Source organism: Ulvibacterium sp., assembly GCF_965248315.1.
Classification (GTDB): Bacteria; Bacteroidota; Bacteroidia; order Flavobacteriales; family Flavobacteriaceae; genus Ulvibacterium.
The window spans coordinates 1,619,224-1,639,363 of the sequence record NZ_CBDFIX010000002.1; the positions used below are offsets into that span (position 1 = coordinate 1,619,224).

Below are 20,140 nucleotides of genomic sequence, written 5' to 3' on the forward strand. Positions count from 1 at the left end.
TGGTGTTATTTGTTTCTCTTTTTTATTTTTCTGATTGTTGGTGAACTGATATACCATAACAAAAACCCGCTCAATACGGTAATCAATCCAAGTAGGGAAAAGGCACGTAGTACGGTTGTATTGAAATCGTCGCGACCTTCATAATCCATCGTATGGGTCATCCATAGAAAGTCGAACCAACGCCAATCCCGATGACGTAGCGTTTGGAATGCGCCATCTTTTTCGGAAACGTAGGCCTTGATGTTTTTAGGTGTTTCATAGCTGATGACATAGGCCGGAAGCGGTCTGCCACGATACTCGCTATGGCTGCCTACTTGCTCGATGCGCTCGATTCCTTTTACTTGAAGTTCCGGCAACATATTCCGTTCAGCGATTTTCAGAGCTTCACTTTCTGAGATTACTTTCTTTACTTTGCCTGTCTTGGCATCAAAGAGCTGTTTGTCATTAATCCAGTAAAAAGGTTTACCACCGATTTCCCGAAGTTCTACCGAGACTATTGCTTCTTCAAGATTCACTTCGGATGGACTTATCAAACTTGTAAAAGCAGATGCCTTTACTGGGTCTTGCCGAAATTGGTCACCGTGTATTTCGTCAATGTCTGTCCAACTAAAATACATCCCACTTATCGTCCACATCAAGAACTGGATGCCCAAGAAGATGCCCAAATAGCGGTGTACCTTTCTAATTTTTATCGCTGTTTTTCTTTTTACCATATAACTTAATCAATGTTTGAACCTTTAAGCCTAAGCGAATTGGCTATGACCGAAACCGAACTGAAACTCATCGCCAAAGCAGCTATCATTGGTGATAGTAAAATCCCAAAAAATGGATAGAGCAATCCCGCAGCAATGGGTATTCCCAAGGTGTTGTATATCATCGCAAAAAACAGATTCTGCTTAATGTTTCGCATTACCACATCGCTTAAATTTCTTGCCTTGACAATACCGTGTAGGTTGCCTTTGACCAAAGTAATGGCAGCACTTTCTATGGCCACATCAGTACCCGTTCCCATTGCGATGCCTACATCGCTTTTTGCCAAAGCAGGTGCATCATTGATACCGTCACCTGCCATCGCCACGACTTTTCCATTTTCTTGTAGTTTTTCAACTTCCTGCAATTTGTTTTCGGGAAGCATTCCCGCTTGAAAATCTGCAAGATTGAGTTCGTTGGCCACTGCCTGAGCTGTATCGTGGTTGTCGCCCGTGAGCATAATCACATCGATTCCCTTGTCCTGTAATTCCTTGATGGCCTTGGCACTCGTTTTCTTAATTTTATCACCAATTACTACATAACCGACAAGGTTTCCATCAATCGCGAGATAGGAAACGGTTTTGCCCTGCTTTTGGAAGAATTGGGCTTTTTCTTCCATTTCTTTGGAAAGCGTCGCCTTTGCATATTCCATCATTTTGGCATTTCCTAAAGCCACCTTTTTACCGTTTACATTACCTTCAACACCTTTACCGGTTACGGCATTGAACCCGTCGGCTTTTAAGAAATCAGCTTTTTGTTCTTTGCCGTATTTGATGGTGGCTTCCGCAAGGGGATGCTCACTTTGATTATTCAGGGAAACAATGTATTGCAGTACTTCGCTATCGCTGAAACCGTTATCAAAAGACCCCATTTTTTCCACCGTGGGTTTTCCTTCGGTAATCGTTCCCGTTTTATCCACGATAAGGGTATCTACCTTATCCATTTTTTCAAGTGCCTCTGCATTCTTGATGAGCACCCCATTTTGTGCACCCTTACCCACACCGACCATCACGGACATCGGTGTTGCCAATCCCAATGCACAGGGACAGGCGATAATCAAAACGGCAATGGCATTGACCAAGGCATACACATAAGCTGGTTCTGGTCCCCAAATTGCCCAAATCCCAAAAGTGATTACGGCGATGATGACCACGATGGGCACAAAGTAACCTGAAACGGTATCGGCCAGTTTTTGGATAGGCGCACGGCTACGACTGGCATCATTGACCATTTGGATGATTTGTGAAAGCAAAGTGTCGGAACCTACCTTTTCCGCTTTCATAAGGAAAGACTGGTTGCCGTTGATAGTTCCGCTACTGACTTTATCATCGGTTGACTTGTTGACTGGAATGGGTTCGCCCGTTATCATCGATTCATCGATGGATGTTTCGCCTTCGGTGATAACACCATCAACGGGAATTTTATCGCCCGGTTTTACCCGAAGAATATCGCCCAATTCAATTTGGTCGATGGCCACTTCCTGTTCCTCACCATCCACGACTTTAACTGCCTTATTTGGCGCCAGTTTTAAAAGTTCCTTGACCGCGGAATTTGTCTTGCTATGGGCTCGGGCTTCCAATAGTTGGCCAAGTAAAACTAACGTGAGAATGACCGTGGCCGCTTCAAAATACACGTGTACGGTGCCCGCTTCGGTCTTGAACTGGTCTGGGAAAAAGTCCGGCATCAGCATCCCGAATACACTAAACAACCAAGCTACACCAGCACCGATGCCAATGAGCGTGAACATATTGAGGTTCCACGTTTTTATGCTTCGATAAGCACGCTCGAAGAACATCCAAGTGGCATAGAACACCACGGGTAGGGAAAGTGCAAACTGAATCCAGTTCCAGTATTTCAGTTCCAAAATATCGTATAGCGGATTGTTGCTGACCATTTCGGACATCGCAATGATGAAAATAGGCAGTGTAAAGGCCGTGGCTATCCAGAACTTTTTGAGCAGTTTTTTATAGGTTTTTTCCTCTGCGGACAAATCTGGCTTCATCGGTACCAAGTCCATACCACAAATGGGGCAGCTTCCCGGTTCATCCTTTACAATTTCAGGATGCATTGGGCACGTCCATTGTTCGCTGCGGGAACTGGCGGAAAAGCTTTGCTCTTCCACCAAATCCATTCCACAGACAGGGCAATCGCCTGGCTTGTCATAAGTATTATCGCCTTCACAGTGCATCGGGCAGTAGAACGTTCCGGTTCCCTTGCCTTTTGGTTTTTGCTTTTTCGCTTTCGTACTTCGACTATGCTCAGTATTAACTTTAGCCGAATCATCCTTGTGATGATGTTTGCCAGATTTGTGAATGCTATACGAACCACCATCTTGCTTTAGAGCTTCCTGAAATGATTCGATAGGAATATGCGATTCCATTTCAATGACCGCTTCAGATTTTTCCAAATCGACCAATACATCAATTACACCGTCCACTTTAGAGAGCGTTTTCTCGACGTGGGTTCTGCAACCGTTACAGGTCATTCCGTGTATGTGATAGGTGTGTTTCATTACTTTACTAATTTGTGTCTGTTACGGAAAGGGTTACTACGAACCATCATACTACCCTTCCCGCAGCAGGACTTTATTCCAAGCTATCTTTTAGTTTATTCATATAGTCAATTACTGCTGTTTTGTTCGCCTCAGAAAAAATTGCATCCCGATGAATTAGCGTGTAACTATCCAAAGGCATTTCCCCATCCTCAATCTGGTTTATGATAGACCGTAATTTGCTATTTTTCCTTCGGTCGGAAAGGTTGCCCCATTCGTTGAAATTCAGCTCTGCCTTTCCTTCTTTGATATGATGTTCCAAGTACCAAGAAGAGGGTTGTACCTTGCTGTACCAAGGATAATCGGTATTATTGCTATGGCAATCATAGCAGGAAACCTGCAACGATTGTTCTACCGTTGCAGGTACATTGTTCACGAGCATAAAATCGGTTTGTGGTACGGTTTCACTCTGGTTATAGTCCACAGGAAAAAACTGGATGACCACAAAGGCAACCAATGCTATCCACGCTATGATTTTTACTATTTTCACTTAGTTGATTTCACGTTGCACCTTACCACATTTTAGCATTTGGGCACCGAAATAGGGGTTTCTGATTTCTTCATTCATACTTAGCCAAGCACCGCCTTTATTGTTATCGTACATTGGGCAGTACTGCTCATAAATGGTCATTGAAGTTCCCGTTATCGCCACCATATCGGTCATATCCTTGCTAAGCGTTTTAAAATGCTCGCGTTGGTGGGCTATATCGCTCTCGCCAATATGCTCGGCGTGTTCGGTGGCATCCTCAATGATATCGTTTAGTTCGTTCTGCTCGCTGTCCGAGTAGCTCGATGCATCAAAGGATTTGAGCGATTGTGCCAAGGTGTTGCCCAGTTCCTTTGCTTTGGAATTGTCATCGTTGACCAAAGCGTCCTTCAAGTTGAAATAGTCCTTCAATATCGCTTCTGCCTTGGCATCTTGGCTGTTATCCATAGCCATATCTTCCTTATCATCCATCTTTTCTTGATGTATTTCATTGCTCATTGGCTTGGCGGGTTCGTTCTTATTTCCGTCCTTGCAGGAAACTGTTACCATCACTACGGTAGCAAGTGCCATTGTACCTATCGTTCTCTTTACTGTTTTCATTTTGTGTTTGTTTTAAATTGTTACTTTGTTAAAATCGGGCTAAAAGACCGCCACCCCAGCCATATCGGTTATTGTAATTTGCTTGTATTGAAAAATTTCGGGATAGGATATAAGAGGTTCCCACCAACCATTGCGTTTCGCCCTGATAGGATGTATCGCCTATATCGTTCACCCAACCAAAGTCTGCCCGGTATTCGTATTCCCCTTCAAGGAAAAAGCGTGGAAAAAGCAACAGTTCCCTATCGAGACGTATCCTTGGGCGCAGTTGATGGTCTACACTCACATCTACATTAAATCGGTAAGGCGTAAAGTATTTTACACCAATTAGACCTACTGTATTAAAGGTGTCATACGAGTCGGGTGTAGAAGTTTCGGTATTTACTCCTACATAGAGGCGCACCCAATCATTGAGATACCTATTATAGTTTACTTCGGCTTCAAGGTTTTTGTTATAATCGAACTCTGCTCTTAAACCAAATTCATTCCGAATATTGCTTGACATCAGAAATAGTTCATTAAAGTTTGAGCCTGCACGCAACAATCCCCAAGAATAGTAATGGTCTGTTTCGTCAATCAGTTTTTGAACGGGAAAGTTTTTCATCCTTTCATCCCTTGGGGTATCATAGCTGAATACGCGAGCCATACCGCCCATCATATGGTACAGGATGTGGCAGTGAAAGAACCAATCGCCATACTCCTCGTTATAGAACTCGATAACCACTTTCTGCATCGGTGGCACATTGACGGTGTGTTTCAACGGCGAGCGCTCACCATTTTCATTGATTACCCTAAAATAATGCCCGTGAAGGTGCATCGGGTGGTGCATCATCGTTAGGTTGTTAAGGGTAATGCGGGTTACTTCACCACCCCTGATTTTAATCTTATCCGTTTCTGAAAGTGGCACACCGTTAATACTCCACACATAGCGTTGCATATTTCCGGTCAGGTTTAATAGAATGTCGTTTACGGGCAAATCAGCCTTGTAGGTGGTATTTTCCTTCGCTTTTAAGAAATCATAGTTGAAATAGGTTTTACGGGTATCGTAATCAAAAGAGGAAGTGTCTTTTTGCATCATAGGCATATCGTGCCCCATATGGCCTCCCATCATATGCGAAGGTTCGGTAGATTTCATTGGCATTGAATCTTTTTTCATTCCTGCCATACCGTCCATCTTTTTATCCATCTTCATTTGCTTATGGTCGTCCATCTTCATATTGTCGCCCATTTCGCCTTTATTCATTGACATTTTGTCTTGCATTCCCATATTCATCTGGCCATCTTTCATATCCATTTTCATCCCGTAATTTTCCTTCAAAAACTCGGGTGTTTTTTTCTTTTTGTTACCCACCATTGCAGGGGCGCCCATCTTCATATCCATTTTGGCCATTTGTTTCATCATTGCAACCTTGTCCGGTCTCTCAATTCTTTTTGCTGGATACAGGCTTCCCTGTCCCAAGCGCAACGAGGTGCTACCAGAACCGTCTTGAGCGGTGGCGGTAACTTCCAAAGTACCTTCAGGGATGGTTACGATAACATCATAGGTTTCGGCAATACCAAAAAGGAAACGGCTTTTAGGTACAGGTTCCACATCAATACCATCGCCCGCAACGACCATAGGGTTGCCACCGCCAAAATCCATCCAGTAATAGGTAGAGGCGGATGCATTGATAAAGCGAAGCCGTACTTTTTCGCCTGTTTTGAATTCGGGATACTCGGCCAATGATTTTCCATTGGTCAGAAATGCCGGATAATAGATGTCGGCTATATCTGCTCCTTCCATACGGTCTCTCCAAAATTTCAGTTGTGCACCAAATGCGCCTTCCTTGATAACCCTGCCCAAAGGAACCGCCGTACCTTTTTTGACCTGATACCACTCGTTACCTCTTTTAAGGTTTCTCAAAACATTCATAGGATTTTCGTTGGTCCAATCAGAGAGTACCACAACCAAATCCTTGTCATATTCCAGAGTTTTTTCTTTTGGGTGAATAATAATAGACCCATAAACACCGCTTTGCTCCTGTAGCATCGTGTGGGAATGGTACCAGTAGGTGCCTGATTGGTTGATTGGGATTCTGTATTGAAAAGTTGTTCCTGGTTTAATAGGTGGCGTGGTCAAATAGGGAACGCCATCGTAAAAATTGGGTAATATCAACCCGTGCCAATGTACAGAGGTTTCCACATCCATTTTATTGGTAACATTGATAATGGCGAGGTCGCCCTCGGTGAATTCCAAGACTGGTCCAGGAATACTACCATTGATGGTCATTCCTTTTGCTGTTACACCAGCGAGCGTCATTTCATTTTCTTCAATGGTTAAGTTATACTCCTTGACAGGTCTACCTTCTTCATTTCTGTCCGCACCGTTTGTGCCTACTTGGGCAAATACAGTAGAAGAAAACAGCAATAGGGTGGTGATTTGTAATATTTTCATTTTTAATTTATTAAATAGTTTAAAAGTGCTGATTGCACGTAATACATCTTTATGGATTCGATTTGGTTCATCTGAAATTTCAGTTGCAATTCCTGAATGTCCAGCACATCGTTAAAATCGATGGTTCCCGTTTCATAATTCTTTATTAATATTTCCTCGGCATCGTTAGCCTGCATTAAACTCTTTTCTTGGGTATTGAACTGAATACGGGCTTGATTGCGCTGTGATTTTGCTTTCGCGAAAGCGGTTTCAAGTACATTCAAACGCTCTGTTTTTTGTGATTCGATTTCCAGTTGTCTCAGTTCGTTCTGTTTGGAAACCGATGAATAGCGGTTGTTGAAAATAGGTATGGACAGCGATACCATTGGCATCACGATATCCTTGCCGTTGTCGCTAAAGGTCATATCGGGACGTTCGGAAACGGGTACATAGTCCAATCCAAAACCGATGTTCGGGGCACTTTCCTTTTGGTTCAGCAATTCGGATTGTTCAATGGACTCGTAAAGTCTATCATATTTGAGCAGTTCGGGATTAAGCGCCAATCCTTCATCGCTGTATATCGGGTCTTCCGTTGGGATGGTCATTTCTGGGACGATTTCAACGGCAATGCTTTCCTTTCGGTTCAAAAGATTGTTGAAGCTGACCTGTTCCGCCAAATACTCCTCCTGCAAGACCTCTTTTTGTTGTTGCAGTTCGTTCTGGCGAATCTGCAACCGTAGAACATCAACTGCGGAAGCCTTGCCCACTTCCACAGAGGTCAATGCCAACCGTTCGTAAGTTTGTAGTAGTTGGATGTTTTCGTCCAGTACATCCTGTTTCGCATTGATGGCATATAGTTGATAGTAGGATTGGGCGACCGAAAGTGCCAGTTTTCGTTTGGCAATGGCAATTTCAACAAACTCGGTTTCCGCCATTGAGCTGGCATAGTTTTCCCGTGCCGTTATCGTACCGAACCACGGCAACATCTGCGAAATCGAAAATCGTGCCCGTTGCGCACCCGTTCGGGTTTCGGGTTCGCTTACAAAGTATCCTGCGCTTACCACAGTATTAGGTAGCGTATTGACTTCGTTCACTTTTTCTTCGGCGATATTGTACCGCAGCTCGTAAGCCTGAATATCTGGATTGTTCGCTTCTGCTTCCTGTATATAAGATTGAAGCTCTTGCGCTTCCGCGTAAAAAGAAACAAGCAATAATCCGATGATGATTTTTACATTTTTCATTTGCTCGCTCGTTTAAGTTGATTTTCTTCCCGCCAGCTATATAGTACGGGCAACAGGAAATATGAGGTTACATCAATGAGCATCCCACCCACAATGGGAATGGCCATTGGAATCATTATATCGCTTCCCTTTCCGGTGGATGTTAGCACTGGCAACAAGGCAAGAACGGTCGTTACGGTCGTCATCAAACAGGGACGGATACGCTTGCCTGCCGCTTCACGGGTAGCTTGACGAATGCCCGGTTTGTCATTCGGTTTTTCCTTATCGAAAGATTGGTCGAGATAGGTTGCCATCACCACACCGTCATCGGTAGCAATACCAAAGAGTGCGATGAATCCGACCCAGACCGCAACGCTCAGGTTGATAGTTTTGATATTGAACAACTCGCGAAGGTTCTCACCGAACAAATTGAAATTGAGAAACCAGTCTTGTCCATAGAGCCAAATCATCACAAAGCCACCTGCAAATGCTACGGCAATGGCGGTAAATACCATCAATGAGGTGGTGACCGATTTAAACTGAAAGTATAGAATGAGAAATATGATAATCAAGCATAGCGGAACCACGATGGACAGGGTTTTCTCTGCACGCAACTGGTTTTCATAGGTGCCCGTAAACTTGTAGCTGATGCCTTTGGGTACGGTCAGTTCGCCGCTGTCTATCTTTTCTTGAATCAAGGCCTGGGCATTTTCCACCACATCCACTTCGGCAAAGCCGTCCAGCTTGTCAAATAAAACATAGCCGACCAAGAAGGTGTCCTCACTTTTGATGACCTGCGGACCTTGCTCATACCGGATGTCCACGAGTTCGCCAAGGGGAACGGGGCTTCCTTTTTCCACGGGAACGTAGATATTCTTTAGGTCGGTCGGATTATCACGCAGCTCTCGTGGGTAGCGTACCCTAACGGCGTAGCGTTCCCTACCTTCGACTGTTTGGGTCAGGGGCATCCCACCTACGGCCACTTGCAGGATTTCCTGTACGTCCATAATCGAAACCCCGTAACGCGCCAACTGTTCCCGTTTGATATCCACCAACAGATAGGGTTTGCCCACGATACGGTCGGCAAATACGGCCTGTTCTTTTACACCTTCGGCCTGTTTCAATATTTCTTCGAGTTCCAAGCCGAAAGCTTCGATTTCCCGTAAGTCCTGCCCCTTGACCTTAATGCCCATTGGCGCGCGCATACCCGTTTGCAGCATCACCAATCGGGTTTCGATAGGCTGTAACTTAGGGGCGGAAGTAATACCGGGCAGTTTAGTGACCCTGACGATTTCGTTCCAGATATCATCCGGGCTCTGGATTTCAGGTCGCCAGTTTCGGTAGTACTCGCCATCATCATCGGGAATCAATTCGTTTCTTGTGATGGTAGTTTGCAATTGGGATGCTTCATAACTGGCATCGTTTTCTACTTCGTTGTTCGGATTAATATGGAACCTATCATTTTTCAATACAAAAAGTCCGTCGTCGTTTACCCGATAGCGTTGCCGTTCCCCTGAAGCGTTGCGCATATATTCCGACTTGTACTGAATCACGTTCTCGTACATCGAAAGCGGTGCCGGGTCAAGCGCGGATTCGGTGCGGCCTGCCTTTCCGACCACGGTCTCGATTTCAGGGATGGTGGCCACCGCCATATCCAATTGTTGCAAGACCCGTTTATTTTCGGCTACACCTGAGTGCGGTAGCGAGGTAGGCATCAACAGGAACGAACCCTCGTTGAGCGCTGGCATAAATTCCTTACCCGTGTTGCGCATTATGAAGAAACCGAGAACCAGCAATGTGGTGGGAATTATCAAGAACAGCAATCTGTTTTGCAATGCCCATCTTAAGATGCTATCGTAGTATTTTCTGAGTAGCGAAAAGATGCCCAGAACACCAAAACAGCTTACCGCTACAAAAATGAGGTTCATAATCAGGCTGCGGTCGAAGCCGAGCGGTCGCCAGTATTCAGCCAATAGGAATACAACTGCGATTGTGGCAATAGCCGTATTGATGAGATTTTTTTGCTTTACCGCTACGCTCTCCCTTTGGTCGTGAATCTCGCCAGCTCGATTTCGCGAAAGCGTAACACGCATCGATAAAATGGCTACCAAGCCAAAAGCGACAAGTACCAATCCTATCCAATACCCAAAAATCACTGCGGTGATTCCCAAAAGGATTAAAAGCCCATTGATGGCATATTTGAGCCGTTCCCGCATTTCGGTCTTTCTAAAGAAAGTGGCTGCGAATGGCGGTATAAGGAATAGGGCAATAACGAGTGCAGCGGCCAATGCCATTGTTTTGGTAAATGCCAATGGTCGAAAGAGTTTCCCTTCAGCACCAATCATCGTAAACACCGGAAGGAAACTAATTATTGTAGTCATTACAGCAGTAACAATAGCGCCGGAAACTTCGGATGTGGCGTTGTAAACGATTTCGTTTGTTGTATAGGGTTGACCGTTTTTGTTTACCCGCAAGTCTTCATCTTCCAGATGTCGAATCATATTTTCGGCAAGGATGACCCCGACATCTACCATCGTACCAATAGCAATGGCGATACCCGAAAGTGCCACAATGTTCGCATCCACATTAAAGAGCTTCATCGTGATAAAGACCATCAACACCGCCACGGGCAATAATCCAGAAATCAATATGGATGCTCTGAGATTGAAAACCATTATGATAATGACCAAAATGGTAATCAGGATTTCCAAGGTCAGGGCCTCGTTGAGCGTACCCAAGGTTTCTTGAATGAGTTCGGTACGGTCGTAAAAGGGGACAATAGTGACTTGGGAGGTTCTACCGTCGGCCAGTTCTTTTGAAGGAAGCCCCGAGCTTACCTCGTCGATTTGGTCTTTGACATTATTGATGACTTCCAGCGGATTGGCACCGTAACGGGCAACTACCACACCGCCCACGACTTCGGCACCTTCCTTGTCCAAAATGCCGCGACGTGTAGCTGGTCCCAAGTGTACCTTGCCTACATCCTTTATCCTGATGGAAGTGAAATTCTCGGAATCGACTACCGCATTTTCTATATCGGCTATGGATTTTACGTACCCCAGACCGCGCACCAGGTATTCGGCCTTGTTCATTTCCAAGGTTTGCGCACCGATGTCCTGATTGCTTTCCCTAACGGCCTTTACAATATCCGCCAGACCGATGTTGTACTGCCGCATCTTTTCGGGGTCAACATCCACTTGGTATTCCTGAACGTATCCGCCAATGGATGCCACTTCACTTACACCGCTTGCAGAAGAGAGCGCATATTTTACGTAGTAATCCTGTATGCTTCGTAGTTCCTGTAAATCCCATCCACCTGTAACGTTTCCCTCTTTGTCACGACCTTCCAGAGTGTACCAAAAAATCTGTCCCAATCCCGTGGCATCCGGGCCCAAGGCGGGATTGACACCATCGGGCAACAGACCGCTGGGTAGCGAATTGAGCTTTTCGAGGATGCGGCTACGCGACCAGTAGAATTCGATGTCCTCTTCAAAAATGATGTAGATACTGGAAAACCCGAACATCGAAGAACTACGAATGGTCTTGACGCCAGGTATTCCGAGAAGGGAAGTGGTGAGCGGGTAGGTAATCTGGTCCTCGATATCCTGAGGAGAGCGCCCTTGCCACTTGGTGAAAACAATCTGTTGGTTTTCGCCAATATCGGGTATGGCATCTACAGCCACAGGGTCATTGGGCAATATTCCGGTGTCCCAATTAAAGGGTCCATTCACGATACCCCAACCCACGAAAAGGGCTAGCATCAGTACCGCAACGAGCTTATTTTCTATAAGGAATTTTATGCCTTTGTTCAGCATATAAAATGATAATTAGACAGTTATACAATTGTGGCTTGTTGCAATTCTAAAAGTTGAATACAACAAAACGTGCCCAGAACGGGATAACCGTTGGGCTTAGTGCCGTTCCGATGGGTATCGGAATCGGGCTACTGTCTAAAAATCAAATTAAATAAGTCTCGTAGAGTATCTGAACGTCCCGTTCAATAAAGGGGGGCGAGTAATCCTTGAAGGGAACGATATTTTCATCAAGTCCCTCGAAAAGATTGATATAGGTGTAGAAAAATGTGGCAACGAAGGTTTGTTGCTCAAAAGTAAGTTTGTTGAATGATGTTTTAAGGTCGTCGCTACCTTCCTTCACGATTTTTTGGTCTGAGCAACACGATTTATTGCTCATTGAAGGATTTTCACAACCCGTGGTTGGTTGTGCCTTTTCCATTCCGCAGGTTTCTGCCTTTGTGAAGAAACTAAAATCGACCAAAGAGTCCCCGCAGTAGTGTATATCAACCGTGAATGACATCGTAGTGAACATCACTACAAATGCCATTAAAACAGATAATATTTTATGGAAAACCTTTTTCATCGATGCAAAATTACAAAATTTTAACAGTTTTTAATGGGTTTAACGAAATTTTAATTTGACTCATTCACAACATTTTACATCATTTGAACGGGTGGACAAGCCTTAGTGCCATATGAACAATACACACAACAATCGCCTTCCTTTGGTCGAATTACTTCCTTACAGTTTTTACACTCATAAAAAAACTGACAAGCATCGGTAGGCATTTGTTCTTCTTCTTGATGCCCACACTTGGGACAAGTAATGGTGGATTTTATTATAGTATTTTTCATATTATTCAGAAACTTTATAACCTGTACTGTTGATAGCCTTTATAATTTGTTCCTCAGTTACTTTGGTGCGGTCGTATTTGACGCTTGTATTGCCCTCTTCATAGCTGGCCTCCACGGAAATTATACCGTCCAACTTGTTGACCTCTCTCTCAATGTGGTTTTCGCAACCCGTACAGGTCATTCTTTCGACGGTAAAGGTTTTTTCAACAATATTATCATATTGCACATATACAATTTCCTTGGTTGGTTGGGCATAAAAAATTCCGGAATAATAGGGAAATGCCAACATCAGTCCAGCAAAGAGGGTCACAATAAGCAGAAATGTTTTTGATTGTAGAAAGGAAGGTTTCCCTGCCTTGCCGACAGGCAGGTCATCATCTTCACAGGCACAATCAATTTCGTGCTGTGATTTTGGCTTTAGCTTCTGGTACCAAGCAAATGCAATTACCAATAAGGTCAGGCCTATGAGATAGGGTCTAAAAGGCTCTACCCAAGAAAAGGTAAATGCAATCCCGCTTGTTCCTGCCAATAGTGCAAGCACTGGTGTGATGCAACAGACTGAGGCAGCGACCGCTGTGAAAATTCCGGTGTACGCTGCTGTATTTGATGATTTGGATGTGTTCATTCTATGCTACTTTTTTGTTTTCTTTAAGCTTGCCGAATATCCCTTCCAACACATTGCTTGAATCCTTGACCAAGGAGTAGTACAACGTTTGGCCATCACGTCTCGAAGTTATCAATCCTGCATCCTTCATTTTACGGATATGCTGCGAAATTGCGGGTACGCTCATTTCCAGTATATCCGAGAAATCACAAGGACAAAGTTCACCTTCCTCGTTCAAGAGGAAAAGTATCTTCAGTCTGGTCTCATTACCTGTCAGGGCGAGTACCTTGCCAATACTGTTGATTGATTCTGAACTTGTTTTCAACGTCTCACGACAGCGCATCAATTGCTTCTGGTCTGCCTCGGCACGGGTGCAACTTAATTCAAGAGACATAATTACAATTTTGAGTAAAGCTACAATTATATAATTATTTAAGCAAATGCTTAAATATATTTATTTTGTTTTTCTAATAGGTTAGAGTTTTTAAGAAAATATGTTATTATAAAAAATTTACCACACTGTCCAAAGCATCGTCAGCATCTTTATGAATAAAATTAGCTTGATAGTTAATGGTGGTTTTCAAATCCGTATGGCGATATAATTTTTGAAGCATTAGTGGATGAATGTTGTCGCCTGCAATATTGCCAAAAGAATGTCGAGCAATGTGCATCGTAACTTTTTTCTGGATGCCTGCTCTTTTTGCAATCTTTTTGAGGTGGTCATTGAATTTTTTGTTTGCTACTTTTTTCTTTCGATATATGTCTTTCGCATCAGATAAGTCGGCTTTTTTCATTTCTGGGAAAACAAAGTCATCATCATTTACTCTGTCCTCAATGTACTGTAGCAAGATTTTTTCAACCTTAGCTGGAATTTTAAGGGACAGTAACTTTGAATTTTTTCCCATTCTATAATGCAATCGCCCATCATAAATCTGGGACCATCTTATAAACAACACATCCGAAACACGCATTCCAGCAAAATAGAAACTGAACAACCAAACGTTCAATGAATGTCTTTCCATATTAGTTAGTTCAGCAACACTTTCAAGGGCTTTTATTTCTTTACCTGTAAGCCCTGTTTTTGTGGTTTCGGGAAATTTGATTTTAAACTTACCCTTGCCAAAGGGGTATATTTCCTTGCTAACAACTTTATCCCGAATGGCTCTATTAAACAGTAGCCTTATCAAGACCATTACATTCATTGCAGTAGTTTCAGTTAATGAACAAGAACCTTTTAAATAAATCTTGAATTTTTTGAGAAAGCGCTCATCGATTTCTTGGAAAGTCAAATGTCGGCCAGAGCAGTATTTTTCTATATAACTCACCCAAGCTGAATCTGTAGAATGGCGATTGATTTTCTTTTCAGCTTCTAAGGCTTCAAGATGCTCGTCAGCAAAATCAAAAAAAGTTAAGCTCGAAGTTGGCTTATATATTTCTTTTTTGATTTGTCGAGCAGTAGCAGCTTTATTATCCGTCTGTAATGCAATAAGCCCTTTTCTGGCTTCGGATAGTTTGGAAGCTATCAAATTGTTCAGGCTTTCAGCTTCAGAATGCGATTTTTTTACCTTTAGGTTTTTAGAGTCCCAATCCTCTAATTCAATGTAATGGCCTATGTGTTTGTAAGTTGAACGACGGTCTTTGGTTATCCTAATTGCAAGCGGATACAGCCCTGTTGCGTTAGGCTTTTTGCGAAGAATTATTTTTGCACTTGTTGACATTTTGAACCTGGTTTAGAGACGAAAGCCAAATCAGGTACAACATCTTGTCAAAAATTCATTCTAAAGATACGTCTTTATTAGGAATTTTGGGTACAACATAGGTACAACAAATGTTGATATTAACTGATATTAATTGACTTTAAATAAAATGAGCAAAAACATAAGTCATTGAAAATGAATTAATTTATGTTTTATTGGTGCAATATATACCAGACTTAGGATCTAGTGCCGCGAGGTGTGAGAGTTCGAGTCTCTCCGCCCGCACAACAAAAAAGCCTCTCAATTTTGAGAGGCTTTCTTTATGGCGAACAAGTACGTTTCCTTAAGATTAGAAGGATAGGGGAGAGGCCCGTCAGCTGGTACCTTTTTTCAACTCTAAATTGTACCGCGAAGCCTTTCTATTTTGAGAGCTGTTTTGTTCTTCTGAAACGTAGGTGACCATTTTGCTTTTTTGTATCCGAACATCAATGAATTACAGTTACTTTCCATTTGGACTGATACTTAATAAATATATCGAAGAACCCATTTTTAGTAGTACTGATTAGCGATACCTTTATTCATGGGAAAATTGTACAACAATCAGTATGGGCAGGACGATGGCTCAGAGCACTTTGCCGGTGTTCATTTTCATTTAAGAAAGACTATGTTCGATACTGTTTGAAAACCTTTAACCCATTTCTGTTTAGCCGATAAAGTTCTCCAAATAATTGGAGTGGGGGTTTTCAATTTATGAAGCGCAAGCGTTTTTGTGCAAGGTCCTTTGCTTGTTTTAGCTCTAATCTAATTGGCATAAATGAGCTTGAGAAAATCCTATTTGGAATTTTCAAAATAAGCAAAGATACAGGGATTAGGTATCCTTGGTTGCATGAAGCTTACTTTTCCTTGGCACATTGTTTCTGGGATCAAATTCGGTAATTGTATTGAAGAACAGCAATGACATAGGTTTAAGATTACCGGATTAGATTTCGACGATTATTCCATCATGATCATTGGGCTATTTGGTATTCAGCCATAATTGGATAATGATCGGACAGTAGGTGTGTTTCTTCCTGATTGTAAACCTGGGCCTTGATGCAATGTTTTGTCAATGAGGGAGAGGACAGGATAAAGTCTATTCGTCTACCCTTAGCGCTTGCCCCCGATTTCTTGTCATTTGGATTGGTAAAAACTTTTGTTGGGTAGCTAGTGCCCTGTTTTAAATCGATCTTGCCCAGGCAAACATCTATCGATGGGGCAGCGAGAAATTCCGAAAGGACGGCGTAATCAAACTCTCCTTCCCTTAAATTGGAATACTCCTTATTCTTGTTTTCGGCATATTGTCGTCTCAAAGCGTCTTTTTTTTCCATCCAGGAAGCATCCATTGGCGAAAACGCATTAAAATCTCCGAGAATAATATACCTATTGTTTTTGAGGTTTTGTATCCGTTCGGTAATCTGTCTGGCCTCATCCAATCTTATACCACTATCAAAAGGCGATAAATGAATCACAAAAAAGTCGATGCCGTAGGTACTACAATGTAGCAGCCCATGCCAAAACGAATCCAAAGCGCGCTCTTTCAATACAATAGGTTTATTGGAGGTAAGGGCCGTGGGATATCCTTCGCTTTTCAGCAGCTGAACATATGGGTGCCCCCATTGCTGGGCATCTTTCTTTAGTTGTTGTTCATCATAGCCACACATTTCCTGTAGGGCCAGAACATCGGGTTTTTTACTTTTGATCCATTGGATGGCATTGGCCTTCCGGTCAGTATCCTTGCCCCAATCGAAGCCGTTCCAAATATTATATGTCATGACCCTAAGTGATTGGTTCTCTTGGGCTCCTAAAAAGCTTAGGACAAAGGCCATGGCAAAAGTCAGCAATACTGTTTTTCTATTTTTCCACATTGTAACTATAGCTTTAAATTACTTCTTATAATTAATACAGTAATCCGATATTTCCACTAAACTTATCAAACCTTCTAGGGCTTTGGACATACCTAAACGGTAGGGAAAAGGCTCCATCCATGTATTTTTGCCCTTAAATATTCGCACGTGGGAGCCTTTATATACTACCAAAATCTAAAAGACATTCTTATGAATTACCGCGGCAGATACCAAAAAAACAATTCTCCATTGATTCTTACTCTATTCGAAAAACGGTCAACACCCCGCCATGATCGGATGGAAACATTATGGGGTGGTAATCTAAGACCTTGGACTCCAAAACACCTAATGATTTGCCCTTATAGTAAATGTAATCGATTCTGTCCCTTAAACCATATTTAGTGGACGAGGTAGCCGCGCGAGGGGTCCATGTAAATCCAGGGTCCAGGAGCGGGTTTATATGCAATTCCCGATAACTATCGGTAAATCCGGATTTGATCATCAATTTGCTCACCGGCCATTCGATGGCCTTGCCGTAATGGATTCCCCTAGTTTTTTCGGTCCAATCCAAATGGGAACCTACATTAAAGTCTCCTGCCATGATAATCGGGGTGCCCTCTGTCTTTTTTAGATAGGGTGCTATTTCCTTAATGATTTCCTTGATTTCGGCATAGCGCGTCTTTCCTTCTTCCGCAATCAATTCTTCGGCCGTTTTCTTTTCATCTTTAACGCCATCACCATAATTTGGCAGGTAATGCAACCAAGTATCGAAAAAAATAAGTTCCCTATCTTCTCCTATCCTGAGTTTCGCGCCACCGAAATTAAAGGGTTTAAAGGCGGTTATGGTCTCAGAAATGGGATAACGGCTCATTATAGATAAATTGGAGCTTATCAAATAAAAGTAATATCCCAAAGCATCGGCAATATACTCTCCGGATCCATAGGTTTCTACCAGCCCAATGATGTCTGCATTGGTAGATTTGATAGTTTCGATAACGCGCTGCCGCCCTACAGCCTCGCCGTACCGATTACCGCCATGCCAGATATTCCATGATAACACTTTTAGATGTTGGGGCCAAATATCAACACTATTCTCTTCTGAATTGGGATGGAACCGGGTATACAGTTTTTGAACTTCTTCGGGAGTTATGGCCCTGTCCCATATTTTCACCTCGTCCAAAAAACCGTTAAAAGCATTCCATTGCCCATTGGATCCCCATTCCCACTTTTCATCAGATCCGCCGATAACCGTGGCAAAATCGGTTTCAAGATCGGAAAGGTTGGGTGTGTTGTATATGGCCTTGTTTTTTCCGTCAAAATACATCCATACCTCTTGCTTTTCACGATCCACCGTGAAAATAATCTGGTGCCATTCCCCGTCGTTTATCCTTTGCCATTTGGCCGTTGGCCGATACTCGTGTTTGTTCTTGCCATCGTTCAAGAGCAGTGCCCAGGCACCATTATCACGTGAATAGAGTTGCCATCCCTTTGTGCCGGGGTCATTCGCTTTTTTATTCCCCATAATCGGGGTGCCCACAACGGCATTGGGGAGGGTCCTGACCCATACTTGAATAGAAAATGATGTTTTCTCAGAAAACGGGATTATATTTTCCTTTTCAACTTTTATCGGCCTTCGCAATGCCGCATTGGCAGAAAGATCCAATGCCCTTCCGCTTAGGCCTTTTATATATTGCGATTGCAACAAGTCTACCATGTAAATGGCATCTTCTTTAGATGTATAGGTCTCATTAAATCCATTGGAATCAAAATCCAAAGAAAAAAAAGGATCCTGTGCTACTATACTACTTGCGTAAAGAGAAATAGCCACTACAACCTTAAAAGCTTTTGATACGTTCATTCAATTTTTTTGGTTAAGATAATACCAAAAGTATGAAGTGATTTAAACCTTTCCCAAATGACCGAGAAATTTTCTCTTTACTTCGATTAAAAAAAATTGATTAAGATTAACAGTGAATCGCATATGATTTGTTTTTGGAAGATCTTGTCGCTTCCCACCATCCTTTTTATCAGGTCATTGAATATGCTTTTCTTACGCTGTGAAGGTTGATGTAAAAGCGTACCAGGGGCAAAGATGTTATCCTATGCGTTGCCGGAAGCTTTCGCCTTTCAGGTTCCTGGCAGGAATTGGGCGATGAGGCATTTCAACATATGATTAAGAAAAAACACGATTTCCATTCCAGGAGAGAAACAACAAGGCCAATATGGAACCTTCTCTTCTCTATACCGATGGTGTGGAATATTTGAAAACGAACAAAAGGGTGAATGTGCTTTACCTATTGATGGAAATCATTGGAAAAAGACGTTTCAATAGGCTTTTAATGGATTGGGTCGACCAAGATGAAATTGGCGCAAGACGTTTATCTACTTACATCGGCGATTGTTGAGTGAGGTACAGGCATCCAAAAAGGAAGAAATTAAAAAGCTGTTCGGGACAGTTGAGACTATTTGAGCTAAGGTGAACGATGCGCTCCTCATCTAATTACAAATTGCACAATCCGGCTCTCCGACCAATTGGCCTCGTTCATTACGGATGTATTTGCAACAGTTTGTGAATCGGTCTTTTAAAATGTTCTTGGCCCTTCGAATTCTTGCCTTGACGTTAGGGAGGGAAATTCCCAAGTCTTTGGCAACTTCAGCCTGTTTCTTGCCTTGAAAGTAGACGGGTAAAATAACTACTTTATAAGTTTCGGGTAATTCATCGACAAACCTATCGAAACAACATAAAAAATCCTTAGCTGTTCCGTTTATGTTGATCGGGTTATCAGGGATTTTGTTGCCTTTATGAAAATTTGCAATTTCATTACGGGTAATTTGAAATACCCATTGCCTAACCTTATTCGGTTGTTGCAGTTTATTTAGGTTGCGGTGAATCTTTATAAAGCTATTTTGAAGGATATCATTCGTTATATCCTTGTTTTTTACCCTTTTTAAGGTAAAAAAATAGAGATCTGTGTAAAACTCTTCCCAAACTTTTGTCGTGGATAAATCCATAAATGGAAACGTTAGGCAATGGGTTAATTACGGCTTAATTACAGCATGCACATTTTTGGCAATCGCAAATTTTACAGGTACAGCTTTCAGGTGAACAACTTGAGCATTCACAATTTGCACATTTACATTTGGTACAAGTACAATTTCCTATCATCATGAAATTTTTATAGTTTACAAAGTAGACCAAAGAAGTTGAAAAAAGATACTTTAAAACTCATTTAATATAACTCCGGTGTAAGTAAAAAAATTAATAAGACTTTGTTTTTTAATGTATTAT

16 protein-coding genes are annotated in these 20,140 nt (G+C 42.5%); 1 reads left to right on the forward strand and 15 read right to left on the reverse strand.

The annotated features are described in order from the left end of the window. Positions 1-5: 5 nt before the first annotated feature. The 14 genes from ACP2AF_RS08490 to ACP2AF_RS08555 form a co-directional block, all read right to left on the reverse strand. Positions 6-713 (reverse strand): PepSY domain-containing protein, encoded by a 708-nt coding sequence (locus tag ACP2AF_RS08490; protein WP_138257801.1) that lies wholly within the window; start codon positions 711-713, stop codon positions 6-8. Between the two features lie 5 nt (positions 714-718). Continuing rightward, a complete protein-coding gene (locus ACP2AF_RS08495) occupies positions 719-3,262 on the reverse strand; it encodes a heavy metal translocating P-type ATPase (RefSeq protein WP_425235762.1) in 2,544 nt (847 codons plus the stop codon). Between the two features lie 73 nt (positions 3,263-3,335). Continuing rightward, entirely contained in the window at positions 3,336-3,791 is a 456-nt protein-coding gene (locus ACP2AF_RS08500) for a heme-binding domain-containing protein (protein WP_138257799.1), read from the reverse strand. Continuing rightward, complete coding sequence (locus ACP2AF_RS08505) at positions 3,792-4,388, reverse strand: DUF3347 domain-containing protein (protein WP_138257798.1); 597 nt, start codon at positions 4,386-4,388, stop codon at positions 3,792-3,794. Positions 4,389-4,416: 28 nt separating this feature from the next. Further along, on the reverse strand, positions 4,417-6,819 hold the full coding sequence (locus tag ACP2AF_RS08510) for a multicopper oxidase domain-containing protein (RefSeq protein WP_138257797.1): 2,403 nt from the start codon (positions 6,817-6,819) through the stop codon (positions 4,417-4,419). Positions 6,820-6,821: 2 nt separating this feature from the next. After that, on the reverse strand, positions 6,822-8,039 hold the full coding sequence (locus ACP2AF_RS08515; protein WP_119638282.1) for a TolC family protein: 1,218 nt from the start codon (positions 8,037-8,039) through the stop codon (positions 6,822-6,824). After that, positions 8,036-11,833 carry an efflux RND transporter permease subunit gene (locus ACP2AF_RS08520; protein ID WP_149304611.1) on the reverse strand — a complete coding sequence of 1,266 codons (3,798 nt, stop codon included), beginning with the start codon at positions 11,831-11,833 and terminating at the stop codon, positions 8,036-8,038. The genes ACP2AF_RS08515 and ACP2AF_RS08520 overlap by 4 nt, the downstream gene beginning before the upstream one ends. Before the next feature lie 142 nt (positions 11,834-11,975). Beyond that, a complete protein-coding gene (locus ACP2AF_RS08525; RefSeq protein WP_138257795.1) occupies positions 11,976-12,395 on the reverse strand; it encodes an HYC_CC_PP family protein in 420 nt (139 codons plus the stop codon). 74 nt (positions 12,396-12,469) lie between these two features. Beyond that, positions 12,470-12,667, reverse strand: coding sequence for a GDCCVxC domain-containing (seleno)protein (locus tag ACP2AF_RS08530; RefSeq protein ID WP_149304612.1), 198 nt, complete (start codon positions 12,665-12,667; stop codon positions 12,470-12,472). 1 nt (position 12,668) lies between these two features. Further along, positions 12,669-13,292, reverse strand: coding sequence for a mercuric transport protein MerTP (gene merTP / locus ACP2AF_RS08535; protein ID WP_149304613.1), 624 nt, complete (start codon positions 13,290-13,292; stop codon positions 12,669-12,671). Between the two features lies 1 nt (position 13,293). After that, positions 13,294-13,665 carry an ArsR/SmtB family transcription factor gene (locus ACP2AF_RS08540; RefSeq protein ID WP_149304614.1) on the reverse strand — a complete coding sequence of 124 codons (372 nt, stop codon included), beginning with the start codon at positions 13,663-13,665 and terminating at the stop codon, positions 13,294-13,296. Between the two features lie 106 nt (positions 13,666-13,771). Beyond that, the gene (locus tag ACP2AF_RS08545) at positions 13,772-14,989 is read right to left on the reverse strand and encodes a site-specific integrase (RefSeq protein WP_149304615.1); all 1,218 of its coding nucleotides are present in this window, start codon (positions 14,987-14,989) and stop codon (positions 13,772-13,774) included. Between the two features lie 986 nt (positions 14,990-15,975). Then, positions 15,976-16,872, reverse strand: a complete 897-nt coding sequence (locus tag ACP2AF_RS08550) for an endonuclease/exonuclease/phosphatase family protein (protein WP_425235763.1) — start codon at positions 16,870-16,872, stop codon at positions 15,976-15,978. Between the two features lie 235 nt (positions 16,873-17,107). Beyond that, positions 17,108-18,709: a LamG-like jellyroll fold domain-containing protein gene (locus ACP2AF_RS08555; protein WP_425235764.1), complete on the reverse strand. Its 1,602-nt coding sequence runs from the start codon at positions 18,707-18,709 to the stop codon at positions 17,108-17,110. Positions 18,710-19,073: 364 nt separating this feature from the next. On the opposite strand from ACP2AF_RS08555, the gene ACP2AF_RS08560 reads away from it, so the two are divergent. After that, positions 19,074-19,256, forward strand: a complete 183-nt coding sequence (locus ACP2AF_RS08560) for a hypothetical protein (protein WP_425235765.1) — start codon at positions 19,074-19,076, stop codon at positions 19,254-19,256. Between the two features lie 91 nt (positions 19,257-19,347). Here ACP2AF_RS08560 and ACP2AF_RS08565 read toward each other — a convergent pair whose 3' ends face one another. Continuing rightward, positions 19,348-19,863 carry a sigma-70 family RNA polymerase sigma factor gene (locus ACP2AF_RS08565; RefSeq protein ID WP_425235766.1) on the reverse strand — a complete coding sequence of 172 codons (516 nt, stop codon included), beginning with the start codon at positions 19,861-19,863 and terminating at the stop codon, positions 19,348-19,350. Between the last annotated feature and the right edge of the window lie 277 nt (positions 19,864-20,140).